Origin of the sequence: Halochromatium glycolicum (genome assembly GCF_016584085.1) — a bacterium.
GTDB lineage: Bacteria > Pseudomonadota > Gammaproteobacteria > Chromatiales > Chromatiaceae > Lamprobacter > Lamprobacter glycolicus.
In genome coordinates this window covers 1-19,400 of sequence record NZ_NRSJ01000065.1, presented here as the reverse complement: position 1 = coordinate 19,400, position 19,400 = coordinate 1, and the positions used below count along the sequence as shown (strand labels likewise).

Sequence of the window (19,400 nt, the reverse complement as noted above, 5' to 3'; positions counted from 1 at the left end):
TCGCCGCGCCTCTGGCGAAGCCGCCAGGACTGGACTAAAGTCATCAGTGGCAGAGCCTTCGGACATCGCTCTTGACCCTCGGTGAGCTTCCACTTCCAAGGGTAAGAGATTTCGGGGGTTCTGCCATGCCCCCTTCTCGCTCATCTCGCAGCGCTGTGCTGGGTTTTGGGCGGAGTTGTGATCAAGGCCCGACTGATACAATTCTCGAAACATACAATTCAACCTCGTATAGTCGTCTTGCTGTCAAGGTCGTTAAAGAACCAATAGGGGCTGATGGTTACCGGTTCGTCATCAGGACATTCTGTAAGGACAATACTTGCATTGGCCCGGATCCATGGGCTGCTGCGCTAGATTTCACACGCACAGTGAATGCTGCTGGTGGCAATGAGTAGGGGATCTGTGAATAAGGTTGACTAGAGTCTACGTTGCGCAAAACAAACTCAAAGCGATGTTCTGTCACCCAACATTCGCATCAAGCCGACCGCATACTTTTCCGTTGCGCCTTGGTGTAGGATTCAAGCTTAGTGGGAGGCACAGTATGCGTCGGCTTATTCGTGACGTTGGGCGAGAACACCAAATGGGATCCGTGAATGCCCCAGAAAATCCGTGATCTTTTAAAGTCGCTGAAAGATGCCGGCTTCACCGAAATTCCAGGTGCAGGCAAAGGCTCTCACCGGAAATTGGTGCACTCAAAATATCCCGGTGCGGTAACGGTGAGTGGCAAACTCAGTGACGATGCTAAGAAATATCAAGAAAAGCAAGTTGCACAAGCAATTAATGTGGTGCAGAAATGAAAGACCTTGACAGATACCACAAATGGGTTGAATGGAACGAGGATGATCAGGTTTACATTGGAAAATGCCCAGATCTTATAACAGGAATTCATGGAGAAAATCCCGTTCTCCTCTACGGAGAGTTATGCGAGGTGATTCAGGATGTGATCGACCATTTCAATGCTGAGGGTCGTTCGTTACCGGAACCGAGAGTTCGCCCGATGAGCGAAGTCGCATAAATCGCCCAACAACTGAATAAAGCCGACCCAAAAAACGCGCGTCTAAGTCGGCCCTAACTTTCAGCGCTGGAATGCGCGCACTTTTTGGGTCGGCTTATTCCAAACGTTAGGCGTCGAGTTAGTGCATGTTGCTGCGTGGTGCGCAACATGCTAAGCTTGGCGCATGATCAAGTCATTTCGCCACAAAGGGCTGAAGAAGTTCTATGACACTGGGTTCTATGACACTGGGAAGGTGTCCGGAATCCAGCCCGAGCACGCGAAGCGACTGAGGATGCAGCTTGTGGCTTTGGACACTGCAACCACCGCCGAAGATATGGATATCCCAGGCTTCAAGCTGCACGAACTGAAAGGCGCAGATATGGGGCGGTGGTCTATCTGGGTTAATGGCAACTGGCGCATTACGTTCGAATTCCGAGACGGACACGCGTATGTGCTCGACTATGAGGATTATCACTAATGGCCATGCACAATCCTCCGCACCCCGGCGAGTTCATTCGCGAGGTCTACCTTGAGCCCTTTGAAATCACTGGGCGGCAACTGGCCGCAAAGCTTGGTGTCTCGCCATCCACACTCACTCGTGTGCTGAATGGCAGCAGTGGCATCAGCTCAGAAATGGCGCTTCGTCTCTCCAAAGCTCTGGGCCGTAGCCCGGAAAGCTGGCTCAAGATGCAAGACAACTATGATCTGTGGCAGGCCCGAAAGTCGGTCAATTTGGATGCGGTGGAAAAGGTTGAGTTCCGGGCAGCGTAAGGCGGTTTCGAAGAGCAGTTTTGTCTGGCGTTCTGCTAATCGGTGCATGTCAGAAAAAGCCGAGTGTCGAGCGCCCAACAACGGGCTGAGAGCTTCGATCCATTCACTCTGACTGTCGACTGTTATTCATCATGCTTCATCCAGATCAATTTCAGGTGAACGAGGCGTGGATTGCGTTCAGGCTGAATGACGAGCCGATCCAAACCGAGCAGGACGGCGACTTCGACTTCTTCGTGCTCATGGACGCGGCGAGCTGCTTCATTCTGAGCTCGGTCCCTTTGAAAGCGGGTAAGGTCGAGCTGGGTGAGCAGGAGGTGCGCCGGCTACTGAAAGAGGGGCAAGCGCATAAGGAGGAATTGCCGAAGACGCTGTTCTTGCCGAAGGCGCATCCTGGAACGGCGCTGGCCGCTGAAGCGGAGAGACTGGGTATCGACGTGGTGCGTGTCTCCGAGGATCAGTTGCTGGCGCTGATCGGCGAAGCGAAACAGGGTTTCCGGGAGCATTTTGGTTAGGACTGTTTCGTGTCCGCACAGTACCCGATCGAGCCAGATCATCGTCGAGGGTCGGCGTGTGCGGCCGGCTAAGGGGGGTTGGCCGTCCGCGTGCCGGGCGGCACGGCGGCCTGGCGATCCTCAGTTAGCGGTTTCCATCGCGGCCCGCACGCAACGCAGGACGCCGTAGTCGTATTCGCCGTTCAGCGCCTCGTATGCCGGCTTCAAGGCCATCGGCGAGTCGGCCGGGACCTGCTCGAGGGCGTAACGAATGGTGTTGATCTCGTAGTCCGAAAGTGCGACCGCATCGCGCAGCGCGAGCTCGCCTTCGTCGATGCAGCGGGCGAGGTGGGTGTAGATCGTGGTCGGTTTGAGCTCGCGGCGGCGGGCGATCTCGTCGACGGAGGCGCCGGAGCGAACCAGCTGCAGGGTCGTGCGGACGGTATCACTGAGTCCGCTTTGCCCGACGCGTCCCTTGTCCGCCGGCGTTGCGCTCGCGGTGCCCTGCCTGCGGAGCTTCTCTGGCGGCAGCTCGGGGATCTGTGCCGGGCGCCCGTGCTCGGCCTCATGGGCCTGGAGCTCGGCGAGCAACGCTTCGCCATAGCGTTGCAGTTTGGCGACGCCGAAGCCGCTGATGCGGCCGAGCTCGTCGCGGTTGCGCGGCCGATAGGTCACCAGCTCGCGCAGTGTCGCGTCCTGGAAGACCGTGTAGGGCGGCACGCCCTGCTCGCTGGCCAGCGTGCGGCGACGGGCGCGCAGGCGCTCCCAGAGCGCGTTGGCCTCTGGGTCGGCGGGTGCCGGGGTCGGCTCGCGGCGCTCGCCACGGTTGTGCTTGCGGTCCGGATCGCGGCGCAGATCGATCCGCTGCTCGCCGCGCAGGATCGGGCGGCATCGCTCCCAGTTGAGCTGCAGTCCGCCGTGGCCCTCGACATCGACCTTGATCAGCCCGGCGGCGACGAGCTGCCGGTAGACCGATTTCCATTGCTCGGCACTGAGTTCGGTGCCGATGCCGAAGGTGCTGACACGGTCATGGCCGAAGCGGCGGATGCGCGCATCGGCCTTGCCGAGCAGCACGTTGACCAGGTAGCCGGCGCCGAAGCGCTGCTCGGTGCGGTAGATGCAGGAGAGCGCCTTCTGGGCGACGACAGTGCCGTCATAACACTCGACCGGCGTCAGGCAGGTGTCGCAGTTGCCGCAGGCGTCGGTGCCGGTCTCGCCGAAGTAATCGAGCAGGACCTGGCGCCGGCAGCGGGTGGTCTCGCAGAGACCCAGCAGGGCGTTGAGCTTGTGCAGCTCAACCCGCTTGAAGCGCTCGTCGGCCTCAGAATCCTCGATCAGACGGCGCAGGGTGACGACGTCATTGAGGCCGTAGGTCAGCCAGGCATCGGCTGGCAGCCCGTCGCGGCCGGCGCGGCCGGTCTCCTGATAGTAGGCCTCGATGCTCTTGGGCAGGTCGAGGTGGGCGACGAAGCGCACGTCGGGCTTGTCGATGCCCATCCCGAAGGCGATGGTCGCGCAGATGATCACCCCTTCACCGTTCAGGAACTCGGCCTGATGGGCGCGGCGGACCTCGCTGCTCAGGCCGGCATGGTAGGGCAGGGCCGGGAAGCCGTTGGCGGCGAGGAAGTCGGCGGTCTCCTCGGTGCGGCGCCGCGACAGGCAGTAGACGATGCCGGCATCGTTCGGGTGCTCCTCGCGCAGGAAGCGAAGCAATTGCTGGCGCGGGTTCTGTTTCTCGACGATCCGATAGCGGATGTTGGGCCGGTCGAAGCTGGAGACGAACTGCTCGGCGCGGCCGAGATCGAGCCGGGTGACGATCTCGTTACGGGTTGGACTGTCGGCGGTTGCGGTCAGCGCGATGCGCGGCACGGTCGGCCAACGCTCGTGCAGGATGTTGAGCTGCACGTACTCGGGACGGAAGTCGTGCCCCCATTGCGAGACGCAGTGGGCCTCGTCGATCGCGAACAGCGCGATCTGCGCCTGATCGAGCAGGCTGAGGAAGCGCTCGGTGAGCAGTCGCTCGGGGGCGACGTAGAGCAGGTCCAGCTCGCCGGCAAGCAGCCTCTGCTCGACCTGGCGCTGCTCGTCGAGAGCAAGGGTCGAGTTCAGGAAGGCCGCGCGCAGCCCAAGCTGCCGCAGTGCCTGGACCTGGTCCTGCATCAGCGCGATCAGCGGTGAGACGACGATCCCGGTCCCGTCGCGCAGCAGGGCCGGGATCTGGTAGCAGAGCGACTTGCCGCCGCCGGTCGGCATCAGCACCAGTGCATCGCCGCCGCCGGCGACATGACCGATGATCTGCTCCTGAGCACCCCGGAAGTTCGGGAAGCCGAAGGTCCGGCTCAGGACCTCGAGCGCGCTGGATGCGGCAGTTGTTGCGTCCATCGGTGCTTCGCGCGTGGAAACCATTCCAATCTCACTCGATTCGCGCTTGAGATTGCCCCTTATCCGCGGCCCGGTTCAAGCGACCTTGGCGCCTGTCAGCGAGCGCGGCGCCGGACGCGGCGCTGGTTTCGGCGTTGGGTTCGGCGCCTAGCAGGGCGCGCCGCGATCAGGCCGTTGCGTTGCGTGCAGGCCGCACAGCGGATGCAGCGAACCGGCTCAGCGGGCCATGGGTCAACGCACCCGTGACACCGGCATCATATCAACATCGCAGGCGCCGCCGACGGTGATGCGTTTGGTCTGGCCGTTATCGCCGCAGGAGGCACCTGTGTCCTCGATACTGCAGGTGAGCGCGAGCGGTTTGCCAGCGGTGAGCCAGCTTGGCGTGCGGCGGTAGCGGCCGACGTTGGAGAAACGGCAGCCGCTCGAGACCCCGTAGGCGGTGCAGCCGCCACCGCCGCGCAGGCTGACCTTGCGGCCGTCGACGACGAAGCCGGGGTAGTTGTCCTCGATGCGGATCTTATCGCCCGAATCCTCTTGGTCGAAACGGAACTCCTTGAAGCGGTAGCCGCTGCCGACGCGCTCGCCGACCTCGATGCGGGTATTGGCGATCAGCACATGATCCGGGCCCTTCTCAGCGATCGCTCCGGACATGTACTCGATCCGGTCGCGCTGCGGAAAGCATTTGCCCATCGCGGGCGGATGGTAATAGTGGCGGAGCTCGGCGAGCTCGCTGGGGCTCGTGTCCGGGAAGACACGGGTCAGCGCGTTCGCGCCGCCATAGAGGATCGCCTCGGCGTCGCCGACGCTCTGCGCGTACATCGCCTGCACACGGTCGTAATGGTCGCGCTCGGCGAGGTCGGTGCGCAGGTAGCAGGCGGTGAGCCCCGAGATCTGGGTCAGATAGCCATCCCAGATATTGTATTGGGACGGGTCTGAGGCCACGCCCTGGAAGTCGCCGGGGAAGCGGCAGCCCTGGCGCTTCAGACACTGGCCGACGGCGCGGTTGCGGATCGATAGCACAACGACATTGCGCTCGCAGGCGCCGTAGGCGGAGCAGCCGCGGTCTAGATGGCCCTCATAGATTGCAGTGCGCATCGCATAGTCGAGGTGCTTGGCGCGCGCGAGCGTGGTCTTGTCCCAGCGTTGGTCATGAGCGGCGATGAATCTGTCCCAGGCCCGTTCGAGTCGGGCGCGACGCCCAAGCAAGGACTCGTTGACCGCGGCGCATTCAGGCGAGTTGTGGAAGCTGCGGACGATCTTGTCGAGCTGACTCTTGCCTGCGCGCTCGGCGGCCTCGCGATCGCCGCGGCCGGGGGGGTCGAAAAAGGGCGGCTTGCTGAGCACATAGAGCTTGCGCACGTTGAGCACGTGGCGGACCTCGGGGCCGCAATGATGGTTGTCGACCGTCTTGGCCTCGCGTGCCGCGAATTGCTCCTCGAACCGACGCGTGGCCGATGGGCCGCGATCCTTTCTCGGGTCGACGACGACCTCGAACCCCACATAGGGCGTGCCCTTGGCGTCGGTCAGCGCTCGCCCATTACGTACGACGACACAGGGGATCACCGAGGTGCCCTGGGTCAGGCTGCCGGCCTGGCGCCCGGGGCCGTTGGCAGCGATACGGTAGTAGGGGATCTCGATGGGACCGTTGAACTGGTAGAGGGTCATCACCGGGGTTGCCGGGACCCCGGCGCCGGCCGGCATTGCGACGACCATGAGGAGTGCAATCAGCGGCCAGCGTTTGAATGACCCGATCCATGGCCCTGCCGGTTCTGCTCGGCGGTGGAGAAGAGCAATGAGACGTCTAGAGATCGCGAGTACCATCGATGTAACCGATCAGTGTTCAATATGGGAGATCGATGCGGACAGCGTGCCATAGACGGTGATACCGTCGGTCACGTCAGACCCGCGGTCTGTGCTGCGTCGGGTATGCTCTGAAACAGTCTGCTGTGTGCCCGCACAGCCGCTGGTATTGATCGTGCTGAGCAGGACCAGTACGGCAAACAAGGTTTGAACCTGGAACAGTGGCATGGGTCTGGTGTGGCCTCGCAGTGTCGGATGAGAGGCCAAGTATGAACCGAGAGACGCCGAATCCCAACCGAGGAGAGATGCAGATGTTCTGTGTGATAAACCGGGTTCCGGTCGCGCCGGATTGGCATGAGGCATTCGAAGAGCGTTTTCGCAAGCGCGCGGGTCAAGTCGAGCGTCAGCCGGGATTCGTGCGGATGGCCGTGATGCGGCCGATGACCGAAGAGGCACCTTATCTGGTGCAGACAGTTTGGAAGGACCGCGCCGCCTTCGATGCCTGGCTGGATTCCGACGATTTTCGCCAGGCTCACACCAACCCGTTGCCGAGGGAGGCGTATGCGGCTGAAGGACGCCTCGAATCATTCGAGGTGATCATCAGCGCAGAAGGCCACGGCTTGGACTGATTGGATGTTGCTCGGCACCGTTTAACCGACTGCCCGGTTTGAGGTGCCTACAAGTCGGAAATGGACTTCTAGGACATCAGGTCGAACGCCGATCCTGGATAGCCGCCAACTCGCCCGAGCAGATTGCTGATCCCCATGGCCTTGAGAAGCACTCACAGAATGCCCTCTATGGCCTAGTAAATCAGCAGCTTGTGCGGGCTAGCCGGGCGTTTTGATAGGGCCTCTAAGGTTAGCCGATGTCGCTTCCACATCAGCCCGCGATCGATGAGGTTCCCGGGGCGCGACCGACCCGAGGTCGCAGGATCGTCTCGCGGAGAATGGCCAATCGATCCTGGGCAAGATCGGGGCAAGATCGGGTGGAGAGCTGGATCGAGCCCAGTGCCGAATCGAGCCGGCGGTCCCTCGCCGATTGCAATGTTAGAGCTCGAGCTGAACGCGAAGCTTGTTCATCGCATTCTTCTCGATCTGGCGAATGCGCTCCGCTGAGACGTTGAATTGCTGGGCAAGCTCGTGGAGCGTCTGCTTGCGCTCATTGAGCCAGCGCTCGCGCAGGATCGTCTTGCTGCGTTCATCGAGCTGCTCGAGCGCGGCGAACAGCCGTTCGCGCTGCCAACCGTCGTTGTCTTCGCGCTCGAGTGCAGCGGCCGGTTCCATCCGGGTATCTGGCAGATAGGTGGACGGTGCCGTTGGGGCCTCGTCATCATCATCGTCGTGACCGTCGAAGGCCATGTCGTGGCTCGACAGTCGTGACTCCATCTCGAGGACGGTCTCGGGCTTGACACCGAGGTCGGCAGCGACCTCGTCGACCTCCTGCTTGCTGAACCAGCCGAGCCGCTTCTTCGAGCTGCGGAGGTTGAAGAACAGCTTACGCTGGGCCTTGGTGGTGGCCACCTTCACGATGCGCCAGTTACGCAGGATGTATTCGTGGATCTCGGCACGAATCCAGTGCACTGCGAAGGACACCAGCCGCACGCCAATATCAGGCTCGAAGCGTCGCACGGCCTTCATCAGCCCAACGGTGCCTTCCTGGATCAGGTCGGGCAGCGGCAGCCCGTAGCCGAGATAGCCGCGGGCGATGCGAATCACGAAGCGCAGGTGAGACAGCACCAACCGCCGTGCCGCCATCATGTCGCCGTTGTCACGGAGCCTGATAGCGAGGGAGTGCTCCTCCTCAGCGGTCAGGACGGGGATCTGATAGGCGCTCGAGATGTAGGTGTCGATGTTGCCGGTCGATAACGATCCGATGGCCGCGATGTCGTTGCTCATGATGGAATACCCTAGTGTTTTGCTCGGGAATGATGCTAGCAAGTTCTGCGACGTTTGACAATGGCCGCGACGGGGTTTTCGAGCAGGCTTTGAACGGAAAGTTCCTGTTGCAAAGGATGGACATTAACCGAGATGGGTCGGCTGATCCACCAATTGCAGGACGGTTTTGTGGCAAGTCCCCGGTTTTGATGGGGATCAAGGCCGAGAGTTCGGTTCAAGCAGCGCGCTTTCTGGTCAGAACGATCGAAAAATTCGATGGGTCGGTGCGCATTTCACGTTGACCAATCCGGCTGATCGTGTCTTCGGCTGGGTTGGGTGCTCGACGGTTGCCTAAGCGCGGCCCGAGCCGCATCAGGGCGCGTCGGCGATGCCGAGGTGGCGGGCGGTTGCGATCCAGCTGCCAAGGACGCCGAGCAGCGTACTGCTCGCGAGCAGCAGCGGCACCTCGGCCGGCCCGAGGCCGCGCAGTGCGAAGCTGGTGTGATAGAGCGATGCGAGATGGGCGACCTGCCCTTCAAGCAGCCAGATCATCGCGGAGACGAGCAACCAGGCCAGGCTTCCGCCCAGGAGCCCATACCAAGCGCCACTATAGAGGAAGGGGCGGCGAGCGAAGGCGGCGGTGGCGCCGACCAGACAGAGGATGCGGATCGCCTCGCGGTGGTTCTCGATCTCCAACCGGATGGTATTGCCGACAACCAACAGCACGCCGAGACCCAACAATATGGCCAGCAGCGCGGCCCCGGACTGCAACAGCTCCAGCATCGCCTCGAAGCGCTGTGCCCATTCGGCGTCCTCGCGCAGGAATTGGACCTCGGGCATCGACTGCAGCCTGCTCAGCAGCGGTTCGAGTACCGTCTCCTCGAGCGCGCTGGGGCGCAGATGCACCTCGAGCACGACTGGGAGCGGATTCGCGATCAGCTGATCGACGGCACTGCCGAGGCCACTGTATTCGCGGAACTCGGTCAGCCCTTCCGCCCGCGAGATCAGCTCGACCGATGTCACCGCCGGATCGTCTGCGATCTGCCGCTTCAGCGCTGCGCCGGCGGTCTCATCGATGCCGGTCTCGAGGAATAATGAGACCGCTGCGCTGGGCTGCCAGTCGCCACCGAGCGCCTTGACGTTCTCGGCGACGACGAACAGGGCGGTCGGCAACGCCAGCGCAATCGCGACGACGGCGGCCGTCATCAGTGTCGCGACCGGCTGTCTCAGCAGCTGCTGCAGCGTTGAGCCGGCGCTCTTGCGATGCTGCGCGAGCCAGGCCGATAAACGCGGCGGATGCGGGCCCTTCAGCTGTCGCCGGCGCGCGGTGTTGGCTACGGTGCGGCGTCTTGGCATGCCTACCAATTGCCGGAGTCGGCTACGAGCCGGCCCTGATGAAGGCGCATGATCCGGTGCGCCATCCGGGCAACGCGCTCTTGGTCGTGGGTTGCGATCAGCAGGGTGACGCCGACCTCATGGAAGCGCTCGAACAGGTCGTAGATCTCACTCGAGAGTTCGGGATCGAGGTTCCCGGTTGGCTCGTCGGCGAGGATCAATGGCGGTCTGGCGACGACCGCGCGGGCGATGCCGATACGCTGTTGCTCGCCGCTGGAGAGGGCGACCGGGCGGGCGCGCTCGAAGGCAAGCAGCCCGACCTGGTCGAGCGCGGCACGCACGCGCCGGCCGATCTCACGCCCCGACATGCCGGTGACGGCCAACGGAAGCGCAACGTTATCGTAGACACTGCGGTCGTTCAGCAGCCGATGATCCTGAAAGATCATGCCGATTCGGCGCCGGTGGAACGGGATGCGGCGCCTTGGCAGATCGCCAAGCGAGCGGCCATCGACGACGATCTGGCCGCGGGTCGGGCGCTCGATCAGGCCGATCAGCTTGAGCAGGGTGCTCTTGCCGGCCCCGGAATGGCCGGTGAGGAACGCCATCTCCCCGGCTTGCAGCGAAAAGCTCAGGTCCTTTAGGGCATCGCCGCGTTCGCGAAAGCGCTTGCTGACGTGCGTGAACTCGATCACGGACTGAGCAGGGCATCGAGGAAGGTCTCGGGGTCGAAGTGACGCAGGTCTTCGACCTTCTCGCCAACCCCGATGAAACGGAACGGGACATCGAGCCGTTCGGCGATCGCAAAGATGATCCCGCCCTTGGCGGTCCCGTCGAGCTTGGTCAGCGTGATGCCGGTCAGCGGCAGGGCCTCGTTGAACTGGATCGCCTGCTGGAGAGCATTCTGGCCGGCGCTGGCGTCGACCACGAGCATCACCTCGTGGGGCGCGTCCGGGTCGAGCTTCTTGAGCACACGGGCGATCTTCTTCAGCTCCTCCATCAGGTTGGACTTGGTATGCAGCCGTCCGGCGGTGTCGGCGATCAGCACATCGGTCCCGCGCGAGGTCGCGGCCTGCAACGCATCGTAGATGACCGAGGCAGGATCAGCGCCGGTATGCTGCGCGATGACCGGCACCTGATTGCGCGCTCCCCATTCCTGCAGCTGCTCGACCGCAGCCGCACGGAAGGTGTCTCCAGCCGCGAGCATCACGCTGTTGCCTTCGTCCTGGAGCTGGCGCGCGAGCTTGCCGATCGTTGTCGTCTTGCCGGCCCCATTGACGCCGACCATCAGGACCACCTGCGGCCGGCCGGGCGCAGCCTGCTTGACGGGGCTCTGGCTGCTCACCAACAGTGCGGCGAGCTCGCGGCGCAGGGCCGAAAGGAATGTATCGGGCTCGAGTGCCTCGCGGCGTTTCACACGATAGGCGAGGTCGTCGATGATGCGGCGTGTTGCCGGGACGCCGACATCGGCGGCAAGCAGGAGCATCTCGAGCTCTTCGAGCAGGTCCTCGTCGATCTCGGTGCGCCCGGAGACGAGATCGCCGATATCGGCGTTCAGCACGGCGCGCGTGCGCGCCAGACCGGACTTGAGCCCGGCGAAGAGGCGCCGCTTCTGGGCGGCCTCTTCCTCCCGCCGGGCCGCAGCCCGGGCGATTGCATCGCCGAGTCGCCCCTGGCCAGGCAGCAGGTCGTAGGGGTCATCAACCTCGTCGGCACCGCCGTCCGCGGGCGTGTCGGCGGGCTGAGGCCGCACGGGGGTCGGCGCTGCACCCTGAGCCGCCCCTTCATTAGGGCCCTGGGTCGGCACTGAGCTCTCGCGCCCTGGCGGTTTCGGCTGCGGCCCGGGCTCCTTATGGGCTTCCGGCTCCAGTGTCTCGACGGCCGCTTCCTCGGCCTGATCTCGGCGCTTTTTCTTTCCGAATCCGAACATGTTCAGCTCTGACGACTCAACTAGTAGATGCAAGGCGACGGTGGGGCCGCTCTGGACGCTGGTGGCGACCGGTCGCATTGTAACAACGCGGCGATGCCGCCACTTCTCCGGCCAAACGGCAACTATGCAACTGACTGGATAGACTGACCCCGAATGTTAAGACATCGACTTGCATCACTCGCGGCGCTGTTGCTCGCGACGGCGCTGGATGCCTCTGCAGCCGTAGACCCCGCCGCGGCGCTGAGTGCCCCGGTCCACGAGCGTGTGTTGGGCAACGGGCTCAAGGTCCTTGTGAAACCGGATGATCGCGCCCCAATCGTGACCTCGCAGGTCTGGTACAAGGTCGGCTCAAGTTACGAACATGGGGGCATCACCGGTGTTTCGCATGCCCTCGAGCACATGATGTTCAAGGGGACCGAGCGGCTCGAGCCGGGTGAATTCTCGCGCATCATTGCCCGGAACGGTGGTGACGAGAATGCGTTCACCGGTCGCGACTATACCGCCTACTTTCAGACCCTTGCCGCAGACCGGCTAGAGGTGGCGTTCGAGCTCGAGGCCGATCGGATGCGCCATCTCGCCCTGCCGGCCGAGGAGTTCGCGAAGGAGATCGAGGTGGTCAAGGAGGAACGTCGGTTGCGCACCGACGATGACCCCAAGGCCCTAACCTTTGAGCAGTTCAATGCGACGGCCTATGCGGCCTCGCCTTATCGCAACCCGATCATCGGTTGGCCAAGCGATCTCGACAGCATGTCGGTCGAAACCCTCCGCGATTGGTACCGGATGTGGTACGCGCCAAACAACGCGACCTTGGTGGTCGTCGGCGATGTCGAGCCCGACGCGGTGTTCGCGCTGGCGGAGAAGCACTTTGGTCCGCTCCAGCCCGGCCCCGCGCTGCTGCCGCGGCCGCGCCAGGAGCCTCCGCAGCACGGTGAGAAGCGCCTCCGCGTCTCGGCTCCGGCCAAGGAGCCGTACCTGCTGATGGGGTGGAAGACCCCGGCCCTGCGCGATGCTGAGACGCCCTGGGAGCCCTATGCGCTGGAGATGCTGGTCTCGGTGCTCGATGGCGGCGACTCGTCACGCTTTAGCCGCGAGCTGGTTCGTGAGCAGCGCGTGGCGGCCTCGGCCGGGGCCAGCTACAACGCGTTTAGCCGGCTGTCTGGCATGCTGGTGATCGACGGCACGCCGGCCAAGGGCAAGTCGATCGAGACGCTCGAGCAGGCGCTGCTGGCGCAGGTCGAACGATTGAAGACCGAGCCCGTCAGCGAGCAGGAGCTGTCGCGTATCCGCCGTCAACTGATCGCTGGCAAGGTCTATGAGCGCGATAGCGTCTTCTATCAGGCGATGCTGTTGGGGCAGTTCGAGACCGTCGGGCTTGGCTGGGAGCTGGTCGATCAGTACGTCGACCGGCTTTCAGAGGTGACGCCCGAGCAGATCCAGACGGTCGCGAACCGCTATCTGACCACTGAGAACCGTTCGGTGGCGCGCCTCGAGCCGGAACCGATCGCCGATGACGCAGCGCAAGCAGCGACGCTATCGCAGCTGGGGGGCGGACATGTCCACTAGGCGGGAATCATCACTGATAGGTCGAGTTCTGGGCGGCGCGCTGGTCGCGCTCGTCGGACTCGGGTGGCAGCCGGCCCGGGCTGTGCCGGCGATCCAGGCATGGGAGACGGCTGCCGGTGCCGAGGTCCTGTTCGTTCCGGCGCCGGAGCTGCCGATGGTCGACGTTCGCGTCGTCTTCGCCGCCGGCAGCGCTTACGACGGGTCGCTGCCTGGCTTGGCCTCGCTGACCGCGTCGATGTTGACCGAAGGCGCTGGCGAGCTCGATGCCGATGCGATCGCCGAGCGCATCGAGTCGGTGGGGGCCGAACTGAGCACCGGCGCCAGCCGGGACACCGGCTTCGCGCAGCTGCGGTCGCTGACTGAGGCCGAGGCGCTCGAGGTGGCGGTGGATATCCTGCAGAAGGTCCTCTCGGAGCCGACCTTCAACGCCGAAGAGTTCGAACGCGTCCGGCAGAATCGGCTCATCGGTCTGCGCTTGGCAGAGCAGGACCCGGGCGATGTCGGTCAGAAGGCCCTGTATCGGGCGATCTTCGGCGATCATCCCTATGCCTCGGACCCGAGCGGCACAACCGAATCGGTTGCTGCGATGGCGGTCGAGGACCTGCGTCGCTTTCATCAGCGTTTCTACGCCGCACCGAACGCGACCGTTGCCATCGTTGGTGCGCTCGATCGCGCGCAGGCCGAGGCGCTGGCCGCGCGGATCACGGCCGATCTGCCTAGTGCCGGCCCGGCGCCGCCGCTGCCGCCGGTTCCGCAGCTCGGCCAGCCGTCGACGAGGCAGGTCGCCTTCCCATCGAGCCAGACACACCTCTACGCGGGGCAGCCCGGGATGCGACGCGGTGATCCTGACTACTTTCCGCTCTATCTGGGCAATCATATCCTGGGCGGTAGCGGGCTGGTCTCGCTGCTGATGGAGAAGGTCCGTGAGGACCGCGGCCTCTCTTACTCCGTCTACAGCTACTTCCTGCCGCTCGCGCGCAAAGGGCCCTTCCTGATGGGGCTGCAAACGCAGAACGCGCAGGCGGAGCAGGCGAAGGAGGTGATGCTCGCGACGCTCGCTCGGTTTATCGAGCGCGGGCCGACCGACGAAGAGCTCGAGGCCGCGGTCAAGAACATCACCGGCGGTTTTCCGCTGCGCATCGCCGGCAATAGCAAGATCGTGCGTTATCTGTCGGTGATCGGCTTCTATGACCTGCCGCTCGATTACCTCGACCGCTTCCCGGAGCGGATTCGGTCTGTGACCGCAGAGCAGATCCGCGAGGCGTTCCAGCGGCGCATCGATCCGTCGCAGCTGGCGTTGGTGATGGTCGGTGGCGCTGAATCTGAGCCGGCATCCGAGCCGGCATCCGGGCCGGCATCGGAATCCGCCGCCTCTGTCGACGGCCCGGCTCAAGCGCCAACGGCCGGAGCGGGCGGCCTCGCCTCGGGTCCCGGTGTGGCTGCGGGCGCTGCGGTGACGGACGCGGGTGAGTAAGGCGGAAGAGGGCAGCTTGCGCATCATCGGTGGGTGCTGGCGCGGGCGGCAGTTGCCGGTGCCCGCTCAGCCGGGCCTGCGACCGACCACCGACCGCATCCGCGAGACGCTGTTCAATTGGCTGGCACCGCTGATCGCGGGCTGCCGCTGCCTCGACTGCTTCGCCGGCAGCGGCGCGCTCGGGCTGGAGGCGGCCTCAAGGGGCGCCGCTGAGGTGGTGATGATCGAGCGCAGCGGCGCGGTCGCGCGGCGGCTTGTCAGTCACCTCGGGCGACTCGGTGCGGATCAGGTCTCGGTGCACCACCGGGATGCGCTGCAATGGCTCGCCGAGGCCCCGGTCGAGCCCTTTGATATCTGCTTTCTGGACCCGCCGTTCCGCAGCGGATTGCTCACGCCAGCGCTCGAGGTGCTGGCAGCGCGCGGCTGGGTTGCCGGCGATGGCCTGGTGTATCTGGAGGTGGATAAGGCCGCTGGATGGCCGCCCCTGCCTGATTCCTGGGAATGGTTTCGGCAGAAGCAGGCCGGCCAGGTAGACTATGGCCTGGCGCGGGCGGCGACCGATCGACCGCAACGCGAGTTTGGTATGCTCCGCGGATTTTGATCACGGACAAAGCGGGGCGAACGCCGTGCGAAGTGTCGTCTATCCAGGGTCGTTCGACCCCATCACGAATGGACACAGTGACCTGATTGCGCGCGCCGCGCGACTCTGCGACCGTGTCATCGTCGCCGTGGCGCGCGACAGCTCCAAGGCGCCGACCTTCTCGACTGATGAGCGTGTCGCGCTGGCCCAGTCGGTCTGCGCTGCGATGACGAACGTCGAGGTCGTCTCGTTCTCCGGCCTACTCGTCGATTTTGCCCGCGCCGCGGAGGTGCATGTGATCATGCGCGGCCTGCGTGCGGTCTCCGACTTCGAGTACGAGTTCCAGCTTGCCGGGATGAACCGCCGGATGGCACCGGACATCGAGACGCTCTTTTTGACCCCGGCGGAGCAGTATGCGTATATCTCGTCCTCGCTGGTCAAGCAGATCGCGCGACTCGGCGGCGACGTCTCGGGGTTCGTCTCGCCGACTGTTAATGCTGCATTGCAGAAACGGTTTGGATAAACTTTGCGCCATCCCAATGTCGCTCGCGAACGAACCGGGTAGGTTAGGCAGCGTCCTAGCTGGCAGCTGAGCGCGGGGCGCCAGAAGCTCGTTCGTTGTCCCGGCCGGGACCCGAGTCCCTTTCATCCATCTTCTGAAATCTTCCCGCGCAGGAGTAACATCATGGCGCTTATAATCACCGACGAATGCATCAACTGTGATGTCTGCGAGCCTGAGTGCCCGAACGGAGCGATCTCGCAAGGCGACGAGATCTATGTCATCGAGCCCGACCTCTGCACCGAGTGTGTCGGTCACTATGAGACCTCGCAGTGTGTCGAGGTATGCCCGGTTGACTGCATCATCGTCGACCCGGACAACAAGGAGACCGAGGAAGAGCTCCGCGCCAAGTACGAGCGGATCACTGGCGACACTGGGTGACCCAGGCTCTGTGCTGACCCGCCATCTCCAGGCTCCCAGCGGGAGCCTGTGGCGCTCGATCGCTTACCCTGTCTGGCTGCTGGCGGCGGTACTGCTGTTGCCGGTCGCGGTCGGCGCGGGTGAGTCCGGGCCAAGCCCGAATGCCTCGCCAGAAGGCGGTGCACCGCAAGAGGGTGCACCGGCAGCGGCCGCACCGCCGGTCGCTGCGATTGCGACAGCTCATCCTGCTGCGACTCAGGCCGGGGTGGCTATCCTGGCCGCTGGCGGTAACGCATTCGATGCGGCCGTTGCGGTCAGTGCCGCGCTCGCGGTGGTCGAGCCCTATAGCTCCGGGCTCGGCGGCGGCGGCTTCTGGCTGCTGCATGAGGCGTCCACCGGTCGCGATCTGATGGTCGACGGGCGCGAGCGCGCGCCCCTGGCTGCAACCGCGACGATGTACCTCGATGCCGATGGTCAGTTTGATCCGCAGGCATCGCTGAACGGACCCTTGGCAGCCGGTATCCCCGGCGAGCCGGCCGCGCTCGTGCACATCGGCGAGCAGTACGGCCGGCTCCCGCTTGCCAAGAGCCTCGCCCCAGCGATCCGGTTGGCACGGGAAGGCTTTGCAGTCGATCCAATCTACCGCCGCATGGCGCATTGGCGCCTTGAGGTGCTGCGAGCCTCACCGGCGGCCGCGCGGCAATTCCTGAGCGATGGCGAGGTGCCAGCCGAAGGCTTGCTGATCCGCCAGCCCGATCTTGCCAAGGTGCTGGAGGCGATTGCTGCGAATGGCCACGCTGGTTTCTACCAGGGCGCGATTGCCGAGGCGTTGGTCACCGGGACCCGCGCGGCGGGCGGCATCTGGTCGTTAGAGGACATGACGGCCTATCGCGTCGTCGAGCGCGAGCCGATCGTGGGCCACTATCAGGGCTGGCGGATCACCTCCGCGGCGCCGCCTTCATCTGGTGGGGTCGCGCTGGTGCAGATGCTGAATATGCTCACTGCGCTCGAGGCCCGTCTCGGGCCGGCGGACAGCGAGGTCGATCGAGTTCACCGGCTCGTCGAGGTGATGCGGCGGGCTTATCGCGATCGGGCGCGCTATCTGGGTGATCCCGATCAGGTCACCATGCCGATCGAACGGTTGACACATCCGTTCTATGCGTCCGGTTTGGCCCGCGACATCGATCCGTCACATGCAACACCGAGCCAGCCGGTCTCCTCGAGGCCGGAAGGACCGCATACGACCCATTTCTCGATACTTGATGACGAAGGCAATCGGGTCGCGGCAACACTCAGCATCAACTATCCGTTCGGGTCCGGCTTCGTGCCTCCCGGCACCGGTGTGCTGCTGAATGACGAGATGGACGACTTCTCAGCACAGCCTGGTATCCCTAATGCCTACGGGCTGGTGGGCGGTGAGGCGAATGCGATCGCTCCGGGCAAGCGCATGCTCTCGAGCATGAGCCCGACCTTTGCGACATCGGCAGATTCGGTGGTCATACTGGGGACGCCTGGCGGGAGCCGGATCATTACGATGGTCCTGCACGGCATCTTGGCCGCTGTTGCCGGCGGTGAGCCGGAGGGCTGGGTTTCGGCGCCGCGTTTCCACCACCAATACCTGCCGGATGAGGTCCTATTCGAGTCCGGTGCGTTCGATGAAGCGACCCAGGGTGCGCTATCGGCCCGCGGCCATCGCCTGTCGTCAAGCGAGCGGCGGTTCGGCAACATGCAGCTGATCGCCTGGGATCGCGCCAGAGGCGTCGTGCAGGCCGTCAGCGATCCGCGCGGTATCGGCGTGGCCGAGGTTCGTGCGGTGCCGGAATCGGCACCGCCCTAAACTGAACTCATCGCAAGCGCTCGATACGATTGCGAGCGTTGATCTGCTTATCTCTACCGAGGAATCCCATGAAGACCTTGATCGTCGCGTTATTGACCCTGTTCGTAGCCGGCGCCGCCCTCACTCCGGAGCCGGCGGATGCGAAGCGATTCGGTGGCGGCCGGAGTCTTGGCAAGCAATTCTCGATGCCGCGTCAGGCGCAGCCGCCGCGGCAGGCGTCGCAGCAGAGCGGGCGCCAGGATCAGGCCGGCGCTGCCGCCCGTCAGGGGGCGGCCCAAGGGGCGGCGGGTCGCAGCGGTGCGAGCCGCTGGCTCGGGCCGCTCGCGGGTCTGGCAGCGGGTGGGCTGCTCGCATCCCTGTTCTTTGGGGACGCCTTTCAAGGCTTCCAGATCATGGACTTTCTCCTGATTGCCTTATTGGTGTTCGGTGGCGTGATGCTGTTCAAGACGTTGCGTCGCAACAACGCGGCGAGAGGGGCCCCAGCCCCCGCGGTCCCCTACGGTCGGGGGCCTGTCGGCGGCGGGATGCCTCCGATGGGTGGTCATGCTCCCCCGGGAGGGGGCGTCGGCGATACGGCCCACTCCGCGGCGGGTCTCTCGCCGTCGGCTGACGATGTGCCCTACTGGTTTGACGGTGCCGGATTCGTCGAGGGCTCAAAGACCCATTTCATTCGGCTCCAGGCGGCTTGGGATCGATCTGACTTCCGCGATATCCGCGATTACACCTCACCGGAGCTGTTCGCTGAGCTCAAGCGCGAGCGCGAGTCGATGGGCGATGCGCCGAATGACACCGAGGTCGTGACCCTCAACGCAGAGCTGCTCGGTGTAAGGCGCGAGGAGGATCGGTTGGTCGCCAGCATCCGTTTCACCGGCCTCATCCGGGAGGAGGCCACCGGGGCTGCGAATCACCTCGATGAGGTCTGGCATGTCGCGCATCCCTGGGCGACGCCGAGCGGAGACTGGGTGATCGTCGGTATTCAGCAAGCCGAGAGCTGAGCGCCCGGCCAGGGTGGGCGGGAACATCCTGTCGTTCCCGCTTTCTCGTCGCCGCCGCGCTGCTGCGCTCTTGATTGCCGGGGGTCGGCCGGCGGCGTGACGGACAAGCGCTTAGAAACTGTCCATCAACTTCTTCCCGATTTGCGGGCCAGAGCTGGGCGATCATCGGGAAGTAGAAAATGGACAGCCACTTAGGCGATTGCCGGAAAAGCTCGTACCGAATTGCGCAGGATTGTCGTTTGCCTTCGAGGAGCGTCGCCGGGAGCATAGCCGGGCGATGTGACCGGCGGCGCGACGAAGAAGGCGAGCGAAAAGACCAGCAAGGCGGTATGAGCAGCAATTCCCGCCATCCTCGGAGATGGCAGCTGACAAGACACGGAGACCGGCATTGAAGATCTCTGGACGCATGGACGCCTCGCTGCAGAGCAACGCTTTGATGAAGCTGGCTTGTTCTCCCCTCA

General features: G+C 64.0%; 19 protein-coding genes. 12 read left to right on the top strand and 7 right to left on the bottom strand.

The window, feature by feature from the left end; translation table 11 throughout:
* Window positions 1-590 precede the first annotated feature (590 nt).
* The 4 genes from CKO40_RS22065 to CKO40_RS22050 all read left to right on the top strand — a co-directional run bounded on the left by CKO40_RS22065 (window position 591) and on the right by CKO40_RS22050 (window position 2,274).
* Window positions 591-794, top strand: a complete 204-nt coding sequence (locus tag CKO40_RS22065) for a type II toxin-antitoxin system HicA family toxin (RefSeq protein ID WP_200348612.1) — start codon at window positions 591-593, stop codon at window positions 792-794.
* Between the two features lie 381 nt (window positions 795-1,175).
* On the top strand, window positions 1,176-1,469 hold the full coding sequence (locus tag CKO40_RS22060; RefSeq protein WP_200348611.1) for a type II toxin-antitoxin system RelE/ParE family toxin: 294 nt from the start codon (window positions 1,176-1,178) through the stop codon (window positions 1,467-1,469).
* Window positions 1,469-1,762 carry a HigA family addiction module antitoxin gene (locus CKO40_RS22055; RefSeq protein ID WP_200348610.1) on the top strand — a complete coding sequence of 98 codons (294 nt, stop codon included), beginning with the start codon at window positions 1,469-1,471 and terminating at the stop codon, window positions 1,760-1,762. Before CKO40_RS22060 ends, CKO40_RS22055 begins: the two co-directional genes overlap by 1 nt.
* A gap of 131 nt (window positions 1,763-1,893) precedes the next feature.
* Window positions 1,894-2,274: a hypothetical protein gene (locus CKO40_RS22050; RefSeq protein WP_200348609.1), complete on the top strand. Its 381-nt coding sequence runs from the start codon at window positions 1,894-1,896 to the stop codon at window positions 2,272-2,274.
* 120 nt (window positions 2,275-2,394) lie between these two features.
* Here CKO40_RS22050 and recQ read toward each other — a convergent pair whose 3' ends face one another.
* The 3 genes from recQ to CKO40_RS22035 all read right to left on the bottom strand — a co-directional run bounded on the left by recQ (window position 2,395) and on the right by CKO40_RS22035 (window position 6,663).
* Window positions 2,395-4,635, bottom strand: a complete 2,241-nt coding sequence (gene recQ / locus CKO40_RS22045) for a DNA helicase RecQ (RefSeq protein WP_200348608.1) — start codon at window positions 4,633-4,635, stop codon at window positions 2,395-2,397.
* Window positions 4,636-4,866: 231 nt separating this feature from the next.
* Window positions 4,867-6,348, bottom strand: a complete 1,482-nt coding sequence (locus tag CKO40_RS22040) for a hypothetical protein (protein WP_200348607.1) — start codon at window positions 6,346-6,348, stop codon at window positions 4,867-4,869.
* Window positions 6,349-6,468: 120 nt separating this feature from the next.
* The gene (locus tag CKO40_RS22035; RefSeq protein WP_200348606.1) at window positions 6,469-6,663 is read right to left on the bottom strand and encodes a hypothetical protein; all 195 of its coding nucleotides are present in this window, start codon (window positions 6,661-6,663) and stop codon (window positions 6,469-6,471) included.
* Window positions 6,664-6,746: 83 nt separating this feature from the next.
* On the opposite strand from CKO40_RS22035, the gene CKO40_RS22030 reads away from it, so the two are divergent.
* A complete protein-coding gene (locus CKO40_RS22030) occupies window positions 6,747-7,064 on the top strand; it encodes an antibiotic biosynthesis monooxygenase family protein (RefSeq protein ID WP_200348605.1) in 318 nt (105 codons plus the stop codon).
* Between the two features lie 417 nt (window positions 7,065-7,481).
* On the opposite strand, the gene rpoH is transcribed toward CKO40_RS22030, so the two are convergent.
* The 4 genes from rpoH to ftsY form a co-directional block, all read right to left on the bottom strand.
* Window positions 7,482-8,330, bottom strand: a complete 849-nt coding sequence (gene rpoH / locus CKO40_RS22025) for an RNA polymerase sigma factor RpoH (protein ID WP_200348604.1) — start codon at window positions 8,328-8,330, stop codon at window positions 7,482-7,484.
* 351 nt (window positions 8,331-8,681) lie between these two features.
* Complete coding sequence (gene ftsX, locus CKO40_RS22020) at window positions 8,682-9,665, bottom strand: permease-like cell division protein FtsX (RefSeq protein ID WP_200348603.1); 984 nt, start codon at window positions 9,663-9,665, stop codon at window positions 8,682-8,684.
* A gap of 2 nt (window positions 9,666-9,667) precedes the next feature.
* Window positions 9,668-10,336, bottom strand: a complete 669-nt coding sequence (gene ftsE / locus CKO40_RS22015) for a cell division ATP-binding protein FtsE (RefSeq protein WP_200348602.1) — start codon at window positions 10,334-10,336, stop codon at window positions 9,668-9,670.
* The gene (ftsY, locus tag CKO40_RS22010) at window positions 10,333-11,571 is read right to left on the bottom strand and encodes a signal recognition particle-docking protein FtsY (RefSeq protein ID WP_200348601.1); all 1,239 of its coding nucleotides are present in this window, start codon (window positions 11,569-11,571) and stop codon (window positions 10,333-10,335) included. Before ftsY ends, ftsE begins: the two co-directional genes overlap by 4 nt.
* A 153-nt stretch (window positions 11,572-11,724) precedes the next feature.
* On the opposite strand from ftsY, the gene CKO40_RS22005 reads away from it, so the two are divergent.
* The 7 genes from CKO40_RS22005 (at window position 11,725) to CKO40_RS21975 (ending at window position 18,939) form a co-directional block, all read left to right on the top strand.
* Complete coding sequence (locus tag CKO40_RS22005; protein ID WP_200348600.1) at window positions 11,725-13,134, top strand: M16 family metallopeptidase; 1,410 nt, start codon at window positions 11,725-11,727, stop codon at window positions 13,132-13,134.
* Window positions 13,079-14,608: a M16 family metallopeptidase gene (locus CKO40_RS22000; RefSeq protein WP_242477254.1), complete on the top strand. Its 1,530-nt coding sequence runs from the start codon at window positions 13,079-13,081 to the stop codon at window positions 14,606-14,608. Before CKO40_RS22005 ends, CKO40_RS22000 begins: the two co-directional genes overlap by 56 nt.
* Window positions 14,601-15,209 (top strand): 16S rRNA (guanine(966)-N(2))-methyltransferase RsmD, encoded by a 609-nt coding sequence (gene rsmD, locus CKO40_RS21995; protein WP_200348599.1) that lies wholly within the window; start codon window positions 14,601-14,603, stop codon window positions 15,207-15,209. The genes CKO40_RS22000 and rsmD overlap by 8 nt, the downstream gene beginning before the upstream one ends.
* A 25-nt stretch (window positions 15,210-15,234) precedes the next feature.
* Window positions 15,235-15,711, top strand: a complete 477-nt coding sequence (gene coaD, locus CKO40_RS21990) for a pantetheine-phosphate adenylyltransferase (RefSeq protein ID WP_338074243.1) — start codon at window positions 15,235-15,237, stop codon at window positions 15,709-15,711.
* 162 nt (window positions 15,712-15,873) lie between these two features.
* Window positions 15,874-16,128 carry a YfhL family 4Fe-4S dicluster ferredoxin gene (locus CKO40_RS21985; RefSeq protein ID WP_200348597.1) on the top strand — a complete coding sequence of 85 codons (255 nt, stop codon included), beginning with the start codon at window positions 15,874-15,876 and terminating at the stop codon, window positions 16,126-16,128.
* 208 nt (window positions 16,129-16,336) lie between these two features.
* Window positions 16,337-17,944 carry a gamma-glutamyltransferase gene (ggt, locus tag CKO40_RS21980; protein WP_338074244.1) on the top strand — a complete coding sequence of 536 codons (1,608 nt, stop codon included), beginning with the start codon at window positions 16,337-16,339 and terminating at the stop codon, window positions 17,942-17,944.
* A gap of 68 nt (window positions 17,945-18,012) precedes the next feature.
* Window positions 18,013-18,939, top strand: a complete 927-nt coding sequence (locus CKO40_RS21975; protein WP_200348596.1) for a Tim44 domain-containing protein — start codon at window positions 18,013-18,015, stop codon at window positions 18,937-18,939.
* Window positions 18,940-19,400: the final 461 nt, after the last annotated feature.